12 protein-coding genes are annotated in these 14,781 nt (G+C 53.8%); 1 reads left to right on the forward strand and 11 read right to left on the reverse strand.

The window, feature by feature from the left end:
* Window positions 1–1,168 precede the first annotated feature (1,168 nt).
* A complete protein-coding gene (locus FYJ65_RS06370; protein ID WP_154554513.1) occupies window positions 1,169–3,253 on the reverse strand; it encodes a CocE/NonD family hydrolase in 2,085 nt (694 codons plus the stop codon).
* A 171-nt stretch (window positions 3,254–3,424) separates the two neighbouring features.
* Between FYJ65_RS06370 and FYJ65_RS06375 the strand changes: the two genes are divergently transcribed.
* On the forward strand, window positions 3,425–4,717 hold the full coding sequence (locus tag FYJ65_RS06375) for a Gfo/Idh/MocA family protein (RefSeq protein WP_154554514.1): 1,293 nt from the start codon (window positions 3,425–3,427) through the stop codon (window positions 4,715–4,717).
* A 21-nt stretch (window positions 4,718–4,738) separates the two neighbouring features.
* On the opposite strand, the gene FYJ65_RS06380 is transcribed toward FYJ65_RS06375, so the two are convergent.
* The 10 genes from FYJ65_RS06380 to FYJ65_RS06425 all read right to left on the reverse strand — a co-directional run bounded on the left by FYJ65_RS06380 (window position 4,739) and on the right by FYJ65_RS06425 (window position 14,771).
* Window positions 4,739–5,308, reverse strand: a complete 570-nt coding sequence (locus FYJ65_RS06380) for a histidine phosphatase family protein (protein WP_154554515.1) — start codon at window positions 5,306–5,308, stop codon at window positions 4,739–4,741.
* Window positions 5,309–5,334: 26 nt separating this feature from the next.
* Window positions 5,335–6,540: a [FeFe] hydrogenase H-cluster maturation GTPase HydF gene (gene hydF / locus FYJ65_RS06385; protein WP_154554516.1), complete on the reverse strand. Its 1,206-nt coding sequence runs from the start codon at window positions 6,538–6,540 to the stop codon at window positions 5,335–5,337.
* Between the two features lie 30 nt (window positions 6,541–6,570).
* Window positions 6,571–7,551, reverse strand: a complete 981-nt coding sequence (gene glsA / locus FYJ65_RS06390; RefSeq protein WP_154554517.1) for a glutaminase A — start codon at window positions 7,549–7,551, stop codon at window positions 6,571–6,573.
* An 11-nt stretch (window positions 7,552–7,562) separates the two neighbouring features.
* On the reverse strand, window positions 7,563–7,754 hold the full coding sequence (locus FYJ65_RS06395) for a hypothetical protein (RefSeq protein ID WP_154554518.1): 192 nt from the start codon (window positions 7,752–7,754) through the stop codon (window positions 7,563–7,565).
* A 23-nt stretch (window positions 7,755–7,777) separates the two neighbouring features.
* Window positions 7,778–9,601 carry an ABC-F family ATP-binding cassette domain-containing protein gene (locus FYJ65_RS06400; RefSeq protein ID WP_154554519.1) on the reverse strand — a complete coding sequence of 608 codons (1,824 nt, stop codon included), beginning with the start codon at window positions 9,599–9,601 and terminating at the stop codon, window positions 7,778–7,780.
* Between the two features lie 54 nt (window positions 9,602–9,655).
* Window positions 9,656–10,696 (reverse strand): phosphotransferase family protein, encoded by a 1,041-nt coding sequence (locus tag FYJ65_RS06405; RefSeq protein ID WP_331469440.1) that lies wholly within the window; start codon window positions 10,694–10,696, stop codon window positions 9,656–9,658.
* Window positions 10,697–10,700: 4 nt separating this feature from the next.
* The gene (locus FYJ65_RS06410; protein ID WP_235898220.1) at window positions 10,701–11,141 is read right to left on the reverse strand and encodes a C-GCAxxG-C-C family protein; all 441 of its coding nucleotides are present in this window, start codon (window positions 11,139–11,141) and stop codon (window positions 10,701–10,703) included.
* A 70-nt stretch (window positions 11,142–11,211) separates the two neighbouring features.
* Entirely contained in the window at window positions 11,212–12,348 is a 1,137-nt protein-coding gene (locus FYJ65_RS06415) for a glycosyltransferase family protein (protein ID WP_206157340.1), read from the reverse strand.
* Between the two features lie 10 nt (window positions 12,349–12,358).
* Window positions 12,359–13,102 (reverse strand): IspD/TarI family cytidylyltransferase, encoded by a 744-nt coding sequence (locus FYJ65_RS06420; protein ID WP_206157341.1) that lies wholly within the window; start codon window positions 13,100–13,102, stop codon window positions 12,359–12,361.
* Window positions 13,095–14,771 (reverse strand): LicD family protein, encoded by a 1,677-nt coding sequence (locus FYJ65_RS06425; protein ID WP_154554522.1) that lies wholly within the window; start codon window positions 14,769–14,771, stop codon window positions 13,095–13,097. The genes FYJ65_RS06420 and FYJ65_RS06425 overlap by 8 nt, the downstream gene beginning before the upstream one ends.
* Window positions 14,772–14,781 lie beyond the last annotated feature (10 nt).

A 14,781-nucleotide genomic window follows, 5' to 3' on the forward strand; every position in this document is an offset into this window, starting at 1 on the left:
AAGATCGCAGGGCTCACGGCGGACCATTAGCCTGTAGGTAACCAATCCACGAATAACAGAGTGGCCACATGCCGGGAACTGTTAAATCAAAGCTCTTTCCAGATGCTGTCAAGAAAATACAAATGTGACATGCCGGGAGATGAAACTTTCTTGTAATCGCCTCTTGACAACGGTCACTTCATAACAGGCTTTGCGGACGGTGAAGCACCACGTCCGGGTCGCCGGAGGCTCGGACCGGCCGATAGGCGTGGTGCTTCCGAACGAAGAAATAAGGCTTTGCGGACGGTGAAGCACCACGTCCGGGTCGCCGGAGGCTCGGACCGGCCGATAGGCGTGGTGCTTCCGAACGAAGAAATAAGGCTTTGCGGAGGGTGAGGCACCACGTCCGGCCGGAGGAAAGTCCGTTCGGGCCTAAGGACGTGGTGCCTCCGGACGAAGGAATAAGGATTTGCTGGCAGTGAAGCACCACGTCCGGGTCGCCGGAGGCTCGGACCGGCCGATAGACGTGGTGCTTCCGAACGAAGAAATAAGGCTTTGCGGAGGGTGAGGCACCACGTCCGGCCGGAGGAAAGTCCGTTCGGGTCTAAGGACGTGGTGCCTCCGGACGAAGAAATAAGGCTTTGCGGATGGTGAAGCACCACGTCCGGGTCGCCGGAGGCTCGGACCGGACGATAGACGTGGTGCTTCCGAACGGAGAAATAAGGCTTTGCGGACGGTGAAGCACCACGCCCCAGCCGCCGGATGCTCAATCGGACCAGGTGGCGTGGTGCTTCCGGACGAAGAAATAAGGCTTTGCGGGCAGTGAAGCACCACGTCCGGGTCGCCGGAGGCTCGGACCGGATTGGGCCGGACAGAAAAGCTTTCTCCATATGGAAAGGCTCTCTCCATGGAATTGAAAAACCCAAAAAAACAAGAATCGGGCCGCCGCACAGTTGTGCGGCGGCCCTTTGCCTTCCCCCATTGAAGATGCGTGATATGCTCTACACCTAGCTCCACATCTCACAGAGATTGTAACATTCTTTTCTCGGCATGAAAAGGTCGGCATAGTTCAATCGTCCCAAATGGGAACTTTTTTACCCAATTTTTCCGTCAGAAAGCCTTTCTCTCGCCAAAAATGCCGTTTTCCGCTGCGAACCGCTGCGAACGCCGTGAAAGCGCTTCGGCATCTTTATACCATCGGAATATCTGCTTTTACGGAAGCGTTGTCGATCTCGACAGAATATTTTTTGTGAATCAGGCAGTTCACCGGATCCTCGGTTCCGATGACCACTGCCAGGCGGTGTCCCGCTTCCACGGTATATCTGGCCGGATTCAGGTATACGTTGTAGGAGTGCTTTTCCCCCGGAACCAGCTCAATGCTGTTCTCGGAAGTCTCCGGTGCATAACCGGATTCCGGATTGCACAGGTCGATGTACGCCCGGGTGATGACGCAGTACTTCCGGTTCACGGTTTCGAAAACGGACTGATCGAAGTCCGGCAGATCTCCGCCGTTGTGAATTCCGCCCTTGTTTCGAACCACTACCGGAATCACATTTCGTTCCGGATCGACAGTCTGAATGCTCGGGAACTCCTCGTCCGCCACGTCGCACAGCAGCACCGTCAGTTTTACATCATCCATCTTGCCGGAGGCGCTGCCCAGCTCAAAGCTCAGACGGTCCACATCGTTGATGTTCTCCGGCTCGAAGTTCTTGGATGCATCGCCGTCCTTCAGCGCGGCATCGAACTTTACGCAAACGGAGCCCTGAATGGTCAGATCGTCCGCGGCTTTGTTGCTGAAGTAGCGTTGGTTCATGTTGGAATCCAGCAGGCTCATTCTTTCGTCGAAGTTCTCCTTGTTGATTCCGGCTTTTTCCCAATCCGTATCGATTACCGTTGTTCCGGTGAGGCTGCTGCAGAATTCGTAATCGCGTTCGGTCTCCCAGGAATCCACTTCATCCCACTGATCCTGGTCCACGTTGTTCTGCACCAGCACCGCCGGCATATTCTCTGCATCGTTCTCCACATCGTACAGATAGTGGGAAATCCACTTGTTGACGATATCATCGTAATTCCGGCCGTTTATGGAAATTCCATACCCCTTGTTGGCCATGGTCGGCGTAATATGCGGGCCCTGGTGGAGGATTACTTTTACCGTCCGATCGGCTTCCTCAAAGGAGTGGAGCATCATCTCGAACTGCTTGGTAGACACGTTCTCGTCGTTCAGACCGTGAATGATAAGTGCGCTGCAGCGGATGCCGTCCGCCTTCAGTGTGTAATTTCCTTCCTTCCAGAAATCGCTGTAGTCGAATCCGGTCTTCATCTGTTCATAGGAAAAATACTGATGGAAGTCCAGAATCGCCTGACGTTGTTCTTCCGTCAGTGCCGGATCGTTGTAACGGCTGGCGCAAAAGTATGCCAGGAAGCTCATGAGCATTTCCGCCGGCCAGTACCGCTGCGCACCTTGCTGATTCAGGAAGCTGTACCAGTCACTGATTCCCGCTACCGGCACGATGGTCTCCAGACCTGCAACTCCGGTAGTTGCCACGGCGAACGGCATGGTTCCCGCGTAAGATCTTCCGGTCATTGCCACCTTTCCGTTGGACCAGTCTGCCCGAATGGCTTCTTCCCGGTTCCGGTCCGCATAAGCGATTCTGTCGCCGTGGAGCCATTCCACGATGCAGCGGAAAGAATCCCGTTCGCAGTCGGATCCGGTATATTCAAAACCGTCGGAACCCAGCGTACCCACGCCGGCACTGAGAACCACCGCAAAACCTCTTACCAGGTAATAGTTATAGGTATCGATGTTCTCATAGCACATTGCATCGCCGTTTCCGTGGTCCGGGAAGCGCCAATCCGCCGGGTCGGCCTTCTCCGCCGCTTCCATCGTGCTGATGTACTTGCTCGGATTTCCCGGTTCCGGAGAATAGTTGATTTTCATAGAATCCGGTCCCGGACAAGCGTTTCCTTCCACCTCTTTCATGTGGTCGTAGCCGTCGGCATTTACGCCGGCGCAGTACGGACGCGCCTCGAACACGGAAGCGGCTTTGTAGTTGCCCTCCGCCGCACTTCTCGGAACCTGGACGAACGCCTTAATCAGATCGCCTTTGCCATCTCCGTTCGTATCGAAATTCGCCTCCACATACACGCAGAACCGAACAATATCGGACGTTTTCGCATCGTACGCGTCTCCGGTCTTTCCGTCAGTAAAAGGGAATACCGGCTGTGCCATGCCGTTCTCGAACACCGGCATGAGTTTCTTGCTGTTCATCGTCATATCATTTCCTCCTATGATTCACTTCAGTTCCTTTGATTATACTATCCCCCGAGCATTAAAAAAAGTCTTTCCAAACTACAACTTTTTCCCGCTATAGTTTCTTTGTATTTGTAAAAATCCGCGCTACCCTCTATAATGGAGTGTATATTTTCACAAACAGGGAGACCCCATATGCGAATTGCACTCATCGGAGCCGGACAGCGGGGCAGCATCTACGCCGCCTACCTCCGGGAAAAAGGAATTGAAATCAGCGCCGTCGTGGAACCCATTGCGTCCCGGCGAAACCGCGCCGTGGAAGATTACGATATTCCACAGGCTTTTTCCTGTCTGGAAGATTTTCTGGCGCAGGGACGCATCGCCGATGCGGCGGTGGTGGCCACCATGGACCGGGATCACTTTCGCTGCGCCATGCCCCTTCTGAAGGCGGGCTACCATCTGCTCCTGGAGAAACCCATCTCACCGGATTCCGAAGAATGCCTCCGAATTCAGGAAGCCGCCGATGCCCGAGGCCTTCTGGTTATGGTGTGCCACGTGCTGCGCTACACGGAGTTCTTCACCCGCATCAAGGACATCATCGACTCCGGCGAGCTGGGTCGAATTCAAACCATCGAATACGCAGAGTACATGGGCAACTTCCACATGGCTCACTCCTTCGTGCGGGGCAAGTGGAACCGCACGGACACCAGCAGTCCCATCATCCTGCAGAAATCCTGCCACGACATGGACATCCTCACCTGGCTGGTGGGCTGCCGCGCCGCCAAAGTCTCCTCCTTTGGGAACCTGTCCTACTTTCGCCCGGAAAACGCGCCGGAGGGAAGCGCCCTTCGCTGCAAGGACTGCACTCTGGGAGAACGCTGCCGCTTCAACGCCTACCGCACCTACCTGCCCATGATCGGCAAATGGCGCGCCGTAGACGTCACCGACGATATGACGGAGGAAGGCATGCGCCGCGCCCTGGATGAGGGTCCCTACGGCAGCTGCGTTTTCCACTGCGACAACGACGTGTGCGACCAGCAGACCACCGCCATCCAGTTCGAAAACGGCGTGACCGCGGCTTTCCAGATGAGCGCCTTCTCCGACCACATGCACCGCCGAATCAAAATCATGTGCGAACACGGCTCCATCCGCGGTGACGATGCGGAGAACCACCTCACCATCACCCGCTTCGGCTCCTTCGCCGATGTACCCACTCCACCGGAGGAAATCGCGCTCCATCCGTACCGAGGCAGACACGGGGGCGGAGACATCGGATTGGTAGATGCCTTCGTGCAGGCTTTGACAAAAAAAACATCCGAACGGCCGAGAGTTGCCGGCACCCCCAACGGGGAGATTCCATCCGGCGATTCCGAGATTTCCCGCTCCATCGAAAGCCACCTGATTGCCAATGCGGCGGAGGAATCCCGCCTCACCGGCGAAACGGTATATATGAATTCCTATAAAGACGAAATCCGGACCCACTGCTAATGGCAGGTCCGGATTTTCTACTTATTCCTCGATACGGCGGTGCTTTCCGTCCACCGACTCGAACACCCGGATTTCACAGTTGTGGGGTTTTGGCCGCCAGCAGATGCCGTTCTTCCGGTCCATCATGTATCCGGTCAGGGCTCGGATGATTCCCCCGTGGCAGGATACCAGCACGTTCTCGTAATCCTTTTGCTCCAGCTCCTGCAGAAACTCCCGGCTGCGCTGCACCATGGATGCCACGGTTTCCACCGTAGGCGGTGCGGGAAAAACCTCCGGCAATGCCCAGTACAGGGACATTCTCGGTCCCAAGCCGGAGTATTTGTGCAGCTCGTATTTTCCGAAATCCGTTTCGATGATCCGCTCGTCGATGATCACCTCGTCCCGGGAAACGCCGCCGATGATGGCGCCGGTCACAATCGCACGGTCCAGGGGACTGGCGTACACCGCATCGAAATGCACGTCGCCGATGCGCTCCCGCGCCGCCTTTGCCTGGGCGATCCCCGTCTCGTTCAGAGGCTCGTCCGTCCGGCCCTGCATCAATTTCATTTTGTTGTATTTCGTCTGCCCGTGACGGGTAATCCAGATTTTCATCGATTCGTTCTCACTTTCTTACTATATTATTCCTCGTCCCCGATTCCCGGAAGCATGGCTATGCTCCGTTTTAGGATGCCCCGCATGTACGCGATGGCGATGCCGTAGTTGGTAAAAGGAAGTCCGCCGGAAACCGCACGGTTCATCCGGCTTTGCATCTCTCTTCCGTTCAGCATGCAGCCGCCGCAGTGAATCACCAGGCGGTAGTCCGACAAGTTCTCCGGAAACTCCCGGCCGGAAGAGGTTTCGATGTTCACGTCAAAGCCCAAATGCTTCCGCAGGAGCTTCGGCAGTTTCACCGTTCCGATGTCCTCGCACTGGCGATGGTGGGTACATCCCTCGGAAATCAGGATGGTGTCCCCCGGCTTCACCTCATCGATGGCAAAAGCCCCCTGCACCGCAGTTTCCAGGAAGCCCTTGTACCGAGCCATCAGGATGGAAAAGGAAGTCAGCGGAATATCTTCCGGAACGATTTCCGATACCAACCGGAATGCCTGGCTGTCGGTAATCACCAGGGCCGGTTTGAATCCCGGTTTTGCCAGGAGGCCCGCCAGCTCGGTTTCCTTGACGCACACCGGCACGGCACCGGCCTCCAGCAGGTCCCGAATCACCTGCTGCTGAGGGAGGATCAGGCGGCCCTTCGGCGCGGAGGCATCGATTGGAATTACCAGTACCACCGGGTCCAGCGGCTGAACCAGGTCTGCGGCAATCGGTTTTTCCTTCGGTCCTTCCTTCTGCCCGATATGGGCGATGCGTTCCTTCAGCTCCCGGATGCCTTCGCCGGTCACGGCACTGGTGCGCACGGACCGATCCTCTGCCGGAAGGAAATCTGTTTTTACTAGGTCTTTTTTATTCTCCGCAATGACGTATGGAATGGCCTTTTCCCGGAACAGGGCCAGCAACGCCTCCTCTTCCGGCTGACGCTCCCGAGAGCCGTCGGTGACCAGCACCGCCACATCCGTACGGGTCAGCACTTCCTTCGTCTTCCGAACCCGCATCTCTCCCAGATTCCCTTCGTCGTCAATGCCCGGGGTGTCGATGATGACCACCGGTCCCATGGGCAGGAGCTCCATGGATTTATACACCGGATCCGTGGTGGTTCCCCGCACGTCCGATACGATGGCCATGTTCTGCCCGGTCACGGCGTTCACCAGACTGGACTTCCCTGCATTTCTCAATCCAAAGAACGCAATGTGCATGCGTTCCGAGGACGGTGTGTCATTCATCCCCATTTGAATACCTCCCTTTTTTCGAATATTTCCTTACCGCTGTTCCATCATGCGGTCCACGTAGGTGTTTTTCTGGAACAGGTGAATCTGCAGCTCTCTGGAAAGATATTCCAGAATCGGCCCGCCGGCCACACAGTTCCCTTTATCATCCAGCGCCGGTCCGTAAATGCCGATGCCCACGTGATTATCGGCAACGGACACCAGTCCGCCGCCCACGCCACTCTTGGTGGGAAGTCCCACCTTCACCGCAAAACGCCCGGAGCGGTCGTACATCCCGCAGGTCAGCATGATGGTTTTACAGATTTCCATAGTGCGGCCGGTAAAAACAGATTCGCCGTTTCCCAATTTTCCGTCCATGGCGATGGTCATTCCCATGCTGGCCAAGGATACCGCGGTGACCTGCAGGGAACAGAGACGAGTGTACAGTTCCAATGTCTCCTCCACCCGGTCGTCCAGAATCCCTTTGCTCTGAAGGAGATAGGCGATAGCCCGGTTCCGGGACAGGTTCTGCATCTCCGACCGAAAAACCGCCTCATTGCTCTCCATTTCCGGATCCTCGCAGACTTTTCGGAACACATCCTGAATTTCCTCAAAGCTCATTTTGCCCAGCAGCATGTTCGCCACCGTGATGGCCCCGGAGTTGATCATGGGGTTCATCGGGTGGTTGCTGATCAAGTCCAGGTCAATCAGAGAATTGAACGCTTCTCCCGATGGCTCCATATCCACCCTCTCGAACACTTTGTCCATTCCCAGCAGCTCCAGCGCCAGCGCCAGGGAGATTACTTTAGAAATACTCTGGATGGTGAAGCGGCGGTTCGTATCTCCGATGTTGAAATGCCATCCGTCTCTCGCGCACAGGCTGATTCCCAGCGCTCCGGGATCGGCCTTTCCCAGCTCCGGAATGTACGTGGCCACCTTTCCCTGTGGCAGCACCTCCTTTCCCCGGCGATAGGCTTCCTCCATAATGTCGCACAATTGCTTCGTCGATATTTCTTTTCCGTTTGCAATTCCCATACTCGTCCTTTCTATTTGCTCATTCCCGGTGCATCACCGAACCGGTTTTCTAATACTTCCATCCCCGCTTCATACGGGGTGTTGTTCTGCACGCAGTCGTACAGAATGTTGATTACTTCTATTTCACTTTTTTCCTGAAGATCCGCCAGGGGAAATGCTTCCCCGAATTGATCTTCGTACTGCATCAGCAACATTTCCAGCATCGCCGCTGCCTCCTTTTCCGCAATTAATCCACCGTGCCGTCGGTGCGTTCGCCCCGCTCAATCCGTTCCGCCAATTCGTGCAGATATTCCCAGCGCTCCATCTTCTCGTCCAATTCCGCCTCCAAAGCGGTCTTCTGCTGTGACAGGTCCGCCAGCAGGAAGGAGTCGGTGCCGTTCTGCATCATCTCCTTCTCCAGATTTCCGATCTTCTCTTCCAGCGTTTCAATGTCCTCGTCGATGGTGTCAAATTCCTTCTGTTCTTTATAGGTAAAACGAAGCTTCGGCGCCCGCTGATTTCGTCCGTCACTGCTGCGGGAAACGGCCGCCCCGTCCTCGGCAGAATTTGTTTTTACCCCGGAAAGCGCCTCCTCTCGAGCCTCCTTCTCGTTCATGTACTTGCTGTAGCCGCCGGTGTACTCCCGAATTTCCCCGCCCTCTTCGAAGGCGAAGGTCCGAATCACCAGCCGGTCCAGGAAGTACCGGTCGTGGGAGACGATGAGCACCGCCCCCGGAAAATCGTCCAGATAATCTTCCAGCACCGTCAGGGTGTCGATGTCCAGGTCGTTGGTGGGTTCATCCAGAATCAGCACATTCGGCGCCCGCATCAGCACCGCCAGCAAATACAGTCGGCGACGCTCGCCGCCGGAAAGCTTTTCAATCCGCACGGAATGCATGTAGGACGGGAACAGGAATTTCTCCAGCATCTGAGAGGCGGAGAGGTATCCGTCCTTCGTCTTCACGTTCCGGGCGATTTCCTCCACGTATTTGATCACCCGCAGGTTCGGGTCCATCTCCTCCGACTCCTGAGAGAAGTATCCGATTCGCACCGTCTCCCCGATTTCCACGGAACCGGTGTCCGGCGTTACCTGCCCCATGATAATCCGAAGCAGGGTGGTTTTGCCGCATCCGTTGTTGCCTACGATGCCGATTCGATCGTTTCGAAGAATATTGTAGCTGAAATCATGAATGTACTCCAAACCACCGTAGGATTTCCCGATGTCCTTCAGCTCGATGATCTTCTTGCCCAGCCGGGAGCTGACAGTGCCGATTTCCATCCGCGGGTCGTCAAAGGTTTCCTTGGCCGCTTCAATCTCCTGAAAACGCTGTACCCGGCTGCGGGATTTGGTGGTTCGAGCCGGCGCGGTCCAGCGAATCCATCGAAGCTCCTTCCGGTACAGGTTCGCCCGCTTCCGCTCGTTGGCTTTGGCCTGCTCCAGCCGCTCCTCCTTGGCAATCAGGTAGGCTTCGTAGTTTCCTTCATAAGAAACCAGCGCTCCCTTCTCAATCTCGCAGATGTGATTGGTCACTCGCTCCAGGAAGTACCGGTCGTGAGTAATCATCAGCACAGAGCCCTTGTAATTCTCCAGCTGCTCCTCCAGCCACTCGATGATATCGTTGTCCATGTGGTTGGTGGGCTCGTCCAGAATCAGCAGGTTGGTATCCCGGCACATCACCGCAGCCATGGCCACCCGCTTCCGCTGTCCGCCGGACAGTTCCTTCATCTTCCGGTCGAACATATTCATCCGAAGCTTGGTAAGCAGGGTTTTCACCACGTATTCCGGCACCGCCCCTTGGACGTACTCCATGGCCTGCTCCAGCACCGTGGCCTTCGGCTCAAAATCCGGATTCTGTGGCAGATACCCGATGCGAAGTTCGTTGCTCCGCAGAATCTCTCCGCCATCCTCTTCCATCGCACCGGCGATAATCTGAAGGAGGGTGGATTTGCCGCTGCCGTTCACCCCCACCAGGCCGATTTTGTCCCCCAAATGGATGCTGAGGTTGATGTCCTCCAGCAGCTGCTTCTCCGAAAAACGCTTCTGTATGTGTTTTGCTGTCAGTAATACCATGCTCTTTCCGCTCCAAAAATAAAATTCGTTCTGCAACGGAATCCGGCCGTTCCCCTAGATTCCGTAAATCGCTTCAATGCGGCGCAGGAATTCGTCCGTCAGATACGCATCCAGCTTAATGCGGGTGCTCTCATTGGTCAGCCCCTTGCCATTTTGACGATACTGCACCCAGGCCATCGCGCACCAGGTCAGTCCCCGCAAGCAGGTGATGACGATGAATTCCATCGTTCGCGCTCTGAGTCCTATTGTATCATATCTGTTCCCCACAGATTCAATATATGTATCGATAAATTTCTCAATCGTTTCGTTTTCGAAAATCACGTCGGTCTTCCAGAAGGTGGTGGTAGGTGCCAGGAAGTGTCCCAGATCCTGGGCCGGGTCCGAGTACAGCGGCTTTTCCCAGTCCACCAGCCGGACCGTTCCGGTTTCCTCTTCCACCAGGAAGTTGGTGTTGTTCAGCTCCGTGTTCACGCAGCACTTATAGCCGGTGTAGTCCCCGCCGTCCTGAATCCGCTTCCAGCCCTCGTCCAGCAGCCGGCGAATCCGGTTCTTTACGTCCGGCGCGCCCAGCTCCGAATTCCAATAGGTGGCGAACATCACCTCGCACTCCTCCAGAATGGCGCGGATGGGTGCCTCCGGTTCAATTAAGCCGCATGTCGCATCGACGGGAATGCTGTGGATTTCTGCCAAGCATTTCGCGGTTTCTTTCAGTTCGGAAGCCCGGCTGTAATCCAGCGCCCGGCCCGGCAGGAAGGACATCACCAGCGCCCCCCGGGTCAGCTGTTCATCTCCGGGATAGATGTATTTCAAAATCGGAGTTCGGCCGGAGTTCTCCAGCAGCTTCAGGGCATTTCCTTCATATTCAATCTGATTCTCCAGATGCATCTGGCTCTCGGAATTCACCCGCAGCACCAGCTGCTCTCCGGTCACCGGATGCCGGAACCGGAAGTTGATATTGTACTCTCCCTGGGCCAGCATTTCATATTCTTCCGCCGGTTCCTCCGGCAGTTTTAGCGCATTACGATAATCCGGGCTTAACGTGAGCGCACGCAAGCCCGGAATCGTATCGATGGTCATCGAATTATTTTTATCCATTATATTACTCCGAAATCACTTTCTTCAAAACCTCCACCACATCGCAGCAGATTGCCGGACATAGGTTGAACAGCAGGTTCTCTTCGTTGATCTTCTTGCCGCCTTCCGGGGTGGAGATGTCCGCACCCAGCAGTTCCTTGCACTGGAAGCCCTGGGAATACTTCTCACCGAAGAGCTCGTTGAACCGAAGCATCTTCTGAAGCATCTGTCCCTTCTGCACATCGTCCCCCTCTTCGTCGTGGCCGTAAATCAGGCCGATCACGTTATATGCCGCCAGCACCGCGCCGCAGGTCTCGCCCCGCATCATTCCGGCCGCATAGCAAGCGCTCATCTTCCGAAGCTGGGAAAGGGAATATCCGGTTTCCTCTTCGAACTGTCCGGCCACCACCTGTCCGCAATCGATTCCGTTCTTGAAATTCTCCGCTACTGTCTCTTTGGTCATCATCTCATTCTCCTCATTTCGTTGCAACTTATATTATTGGAATTATTTCATTTTCATGTTCGCCATTATTATATCATTGGGAGATGTCGTCTATCAACGCTTTCATCCGCTCAATGCCCCGGCGGAAGTCAAACTCTTCTTTAAGCTTGTCCTGATTCTTCATCACGTTGGCCCGAAGCTCGTCGTACCGCTCCTCCATCTCCTTCATGCACTGCACGAATTCCTCTTCATTTCGGTAGAACAGCACCATGTCGCCGTAGTTCCGCTCGAAGGACTCTGCCCAGTCACAGACCATAGGAATTCCGGACAAGAGGACTTCCGGGAACCGGTTGTTCATCATTTCGGTCTCTATCATCTCCGGATAATGATCGTTAATCACGAACCGGGAGTTCCGATATACTTCCGAAATCTGGTGATACTCTATCTGGCCGTGCAGGTGCACGTACATGCTGTCGGGATAGAATTTCTCCCATTCAGCGCCCCATACATCAACCTCAATCTGATTATCGTTGCACCAGCGAACGCAGTTTCTCAATACGCCGCGAGTATTTCCAATGAACACCCGATTGTATTTCGGAGTGAGATTGTTTTTTTCACTCCGATAGAACATCTCCGTATCCGTCAGCACATAGAACGGTCGTACCGGCACGGAAACCTGCTGTTGCAACTTCTCCGCATAGGATTTCGAGTCTACCAACACCAGGTCATATCGTTCCAATTCCTCGCAAGTGATTAATTCCGGATGGCTCACCATCCATAACACATAACACGTCTTCGTGCTCCGACGATCTGGGTGGTACTCGTGTACTCCGCGGATTACCAGAACTACATCTGCTTCCACCGGACAATCCCAATCTTCATAGCAATCCACATAAGCATAATAGCCCATCAATTCCAGTTGCCGACGAATAGTCAGGCAGTACGCATAATCTCCGTACTTTCCGCCATGATAGCGAAGTTCGGAATCCGGTGCCGGACACTTGATGCTCCAGATTGGTCTCCCTTGTGCCAGATATTGAATTTCCGCAGCCCGTTTCTCCCATTGATCCCGACGCTGAAATTCCTTCAGAATTGTTTTCTCCAGCTCTCCAATCCTTCGGTTCTGTTTCCGAATCTGCTGCTCCGCATCGCTTAACCGTTCCTGTACTTCCTCCAATCGTTGGTTTCCAAGGCTCACCCTGCTCTTAATAACCTCCAGCGCTCTATTCATATTCAAAAAATCATTGATTCCCACTATTCTGAATCCTTTCTTTCGCTCCCGGGAAGAAATACGTATGAATCAAGTGTTCCAGCAGGTGTAAATCACGAGGATATGTGATCTTCAAATTCAGGAAATTCCCTTCCACGACCTCCATCTTCATTCCGAAATGCAAGGCAATAGCACCGGCACTGGTCATGGTGCTAAGCTCCGCCTCCGTGGCATCCCCATAAATCTTCGCAATATCTCCTACACGAAAGGCCTCCGGGCTTGCACCGGATACTACCTCCCGCCTTGGTATCACCTCTTCCAGAATTCCGTTCTCCTTCCTCCGATACACGGTATCGTATTCCCCTTGAACCAAGGTAGCCGCTCCGGTCCGCCGAACACCATCGATAACCCGGCGAACGCCTTCCAAGTCCACATACGGATGAGTGGCATCGTGAATCAAGACTAAATCTTCCGCTTCACTCATCCTTTCCAGTCGCCTCATACCGTTTCGCACGGAGAAGGAACGATCTTCTCCTCCTTCCACAATTGTGGTGCAGTCTTTCAGCGCCAACCGTTCCACCCAATATTCCGTATACTCCCGCCATTCCGGGTGCACAATCGGCATCAGGTGATGGATTTCCGGCATCCTACCGTAACTCTCCAGAATATAGGCGAAAATAGGAATCCCATCTATTTCAATAAACTGTTTCGGGCAATCCGCTCCCAGTCGGCTTCCGGTGCCGCCCATCATCAGCATGAGAATATTTTTATTCATGATCTCCTTCTCCGATGTCCGCATCCGTATGAATCCGTTCCTTCACGTCCACGCTCCATTCCACCAGATCGTGTCCCAGCTGCTTGTGAGGAAGCGGTCTGGATTTATAGTCACCGTACTGCATTTCCAAGAAAACCTCCGGCTTATTGGCAACCATCGCCGGAACCCCTTCAAACTCCGTGTCGCGATAGGGGAGCAATGTCTCCAGATCCGCCCAGGTGTAGGTCGGCACGAAGCTGGCCACCGTGTGAAGATCCAACTCCTTCGCTCGGCTGTTATATTGCTGCACAAACCGATCGTAATTCCGCTGAGTGATTTCCAGAGGAAAGCTTCGAAACAGCTTCCGATGCACCGTCCCGAGAAGTCGGAACCAATAATCCGCTGCGGATTGGAGATTCTCTCCTTTCGGCGGATCTCCTTTCGCCCGATTCACCATGAAGTGATGTCGGCGTGCCTGTTTCTTCGCCTTTCGGTAGTGAAGTTCCCGCTCCTCCGGATCGTTCGGTACATAGTCAAACGGAAAAATATCCAGACAAATTCCTTTATGATACGGACGTCTCTCATTGTATTCCGTTACGTAAAGGGTATCCTTTCTCCTCAATTTTGAAAAAAGAAACGGAATGGACGGATCGCTTTTTCGGGTCTGTAAAAAGAATCGCTCATGGTCGATATACCGATCCGCCTCTTCCAAAAAACGCTTATAATCTTTCCGCAACATGCCGCAATCGATATCGTCATCCCAAGGGATAAAACCATCATCCCTTACGTACCCCAGCATGGTTCCGCCGCACAAGAAATATCCGACGCCGATTTCCCGGCATACCCGGTCGAATTCACGAAGGATTTCCAGGTCCACTTTCTGTATGGCTTTATTCCGCTCATCGAAGTAACGAAGGTCCGGCTGCGTCCATGGCGTCGGATCCTTCGGTATGGAAACCGTCATATTTCCGAAAGAAGTCCGCTGCAGCGGAAAAAGCTGTTCCGCCAGAATCGGTTTGGATCGCTTCCCTATCACCCGCTGATAAATATGACTGTCTGTATTGTTATACTTCTGAGCAGTTCTATTCATCACCGCAAAAGTTCTACGGGAATCCAGATTTCCGTAAATCAATTGTTGCTTTAAAAACTTACGAAAAGACTTTCCAGAACTCTTCAAATACATCCGGGTATCGATGGTGCGCCGATGAATTTTGTTCACTCGCTTCATCCCCCGATAGAATCCACGACGAGTATCTTCCGCTTCCGGTACCTTATCGAAGGGAGCCACTCGCAGCCGGAATTTATCGCTTACCGAAATTCCTTCCTCTTCCAGCCGTACTTCCTTTGTAATGTAAAGGTAGTGAGCCATGTACTCTCCGGTTACATCGTAGGTTGGATGGAGCTGAACACAAAAATTCAATTTACGCTCATACGTTTTCACCACCTTGCGAAATTTTTCATAATCGGAGCGCACCATGCCAATATCGAAATTATATTTCCAACTATACGGAGAGAGCTTGTGATAGTGAATCGCATACACCAAAAGTCTGGAATACGCAAAGTATTCCAGATTCTCTTTCTCGCAGATTTTCTCAACAATTCGAAGGAGTTCACAGATAATCTCCGTAATCTTCTCCGAAGATATCTCCACTTCCAACTCATCCGTCACGGATTTTTTAAAATTATTCATTAAGCCTCTT

The organism is Mogibacterium kristiansenii (genome assembly GCF_009695905.1).
In the GTDB taxonomy this organism is placed as follows: Bacteria; Bacillota; Clostridia; order Peptostreptococcales; family Anaerovoracaceae; genus Mogibacterium_A; species Mogibacterium_A kristiansenii.

Bases quoted from the DNA above. Each gene is read 5' to 3' on its own strand.
- hydF (WP_154554516.1), bottom strand. From the start codon at position 6,540: ATGGGGATGAATGACACACCGTCCTCGGAACGCATGCACATTGCGTTC.
- FYJ65_RS06410 (WP_235898220.1), bottom strand. From the start codon at position 11,141: ATGATGACCAAAGAGACAGTAGCGGAGAATTTCAAGAACGGAATCGAT.
- FYJ65_RS06395 (WP_154554518.1), bottom strand. From the start codon at position 7,754: ATGCTGGAAATGTTGCTGATGCAGTACGAAGATCAATTCGGGGAAGCA.
- FYJ65_RS06425 (WP_154554522.1), bottom strand. From the start codon at position 14,771: ATGAATAATTTTAAAAAATCCGTGACGGATGAGTTGGAAGTGGAGATA.
- FYJ65_RS06370 (WP_154554513.1), bottom strand. From the start codon at position 3,253: ATGACGATGAACAGCAAGAAACTCATGCCGGTGTTCGAGAACGGCATG.
- FYJ65_RS06400 (WP_154554519.1), bottom strand. From the start codon at position 9,601: ATGGTATTACTGACAGCAAAACACATACAGAAGCGTTTTTCGGAGAAG.
- glsA (WP_154554517.1), bottom strand. From the start codon at position 7,551: ATGGGAATTGCAAACGGAAAAGAAATATCGACGAAGCAATTGTGCGAC.
- FYJ65_RS06375 (WP_154554514.1), top strand. From the start codon at position 3,425: ATGCGAATTGCACTCATCGGAGCCGGACAGCGGGGCAGCATCTACGCC.
- FYJ65_RS06405 (WP_331469440.1), bottom strand. From the start codon at position 10,696: ATGGATAAAAATAATTCGATGACCATCGATACGATTCCGGGCTTGCGT.
- FYJ65_RS06380 (WP_154554515.1), bottom strand. From the start codon at position 5,308: ATGAAAATCTGGATTACCCGTCACGGGCAGACGAAATACAACAAAATG.
- FYJ65_RS06415 (WP_206157340.1), bottom strand. From the start codon at position 12,348: ATGAATAGAGCGCTGGAGGTTATTAAGAGCAGGGTGAGCCTTGGAAAC.
- FYJ65_RS06420 (WP_206157341.1), bottom strand. From the start codon at position 13,102: ATGAATAAAAATATTCTCATGCTGATGATGGGCGGCACCGGAAGCCGA.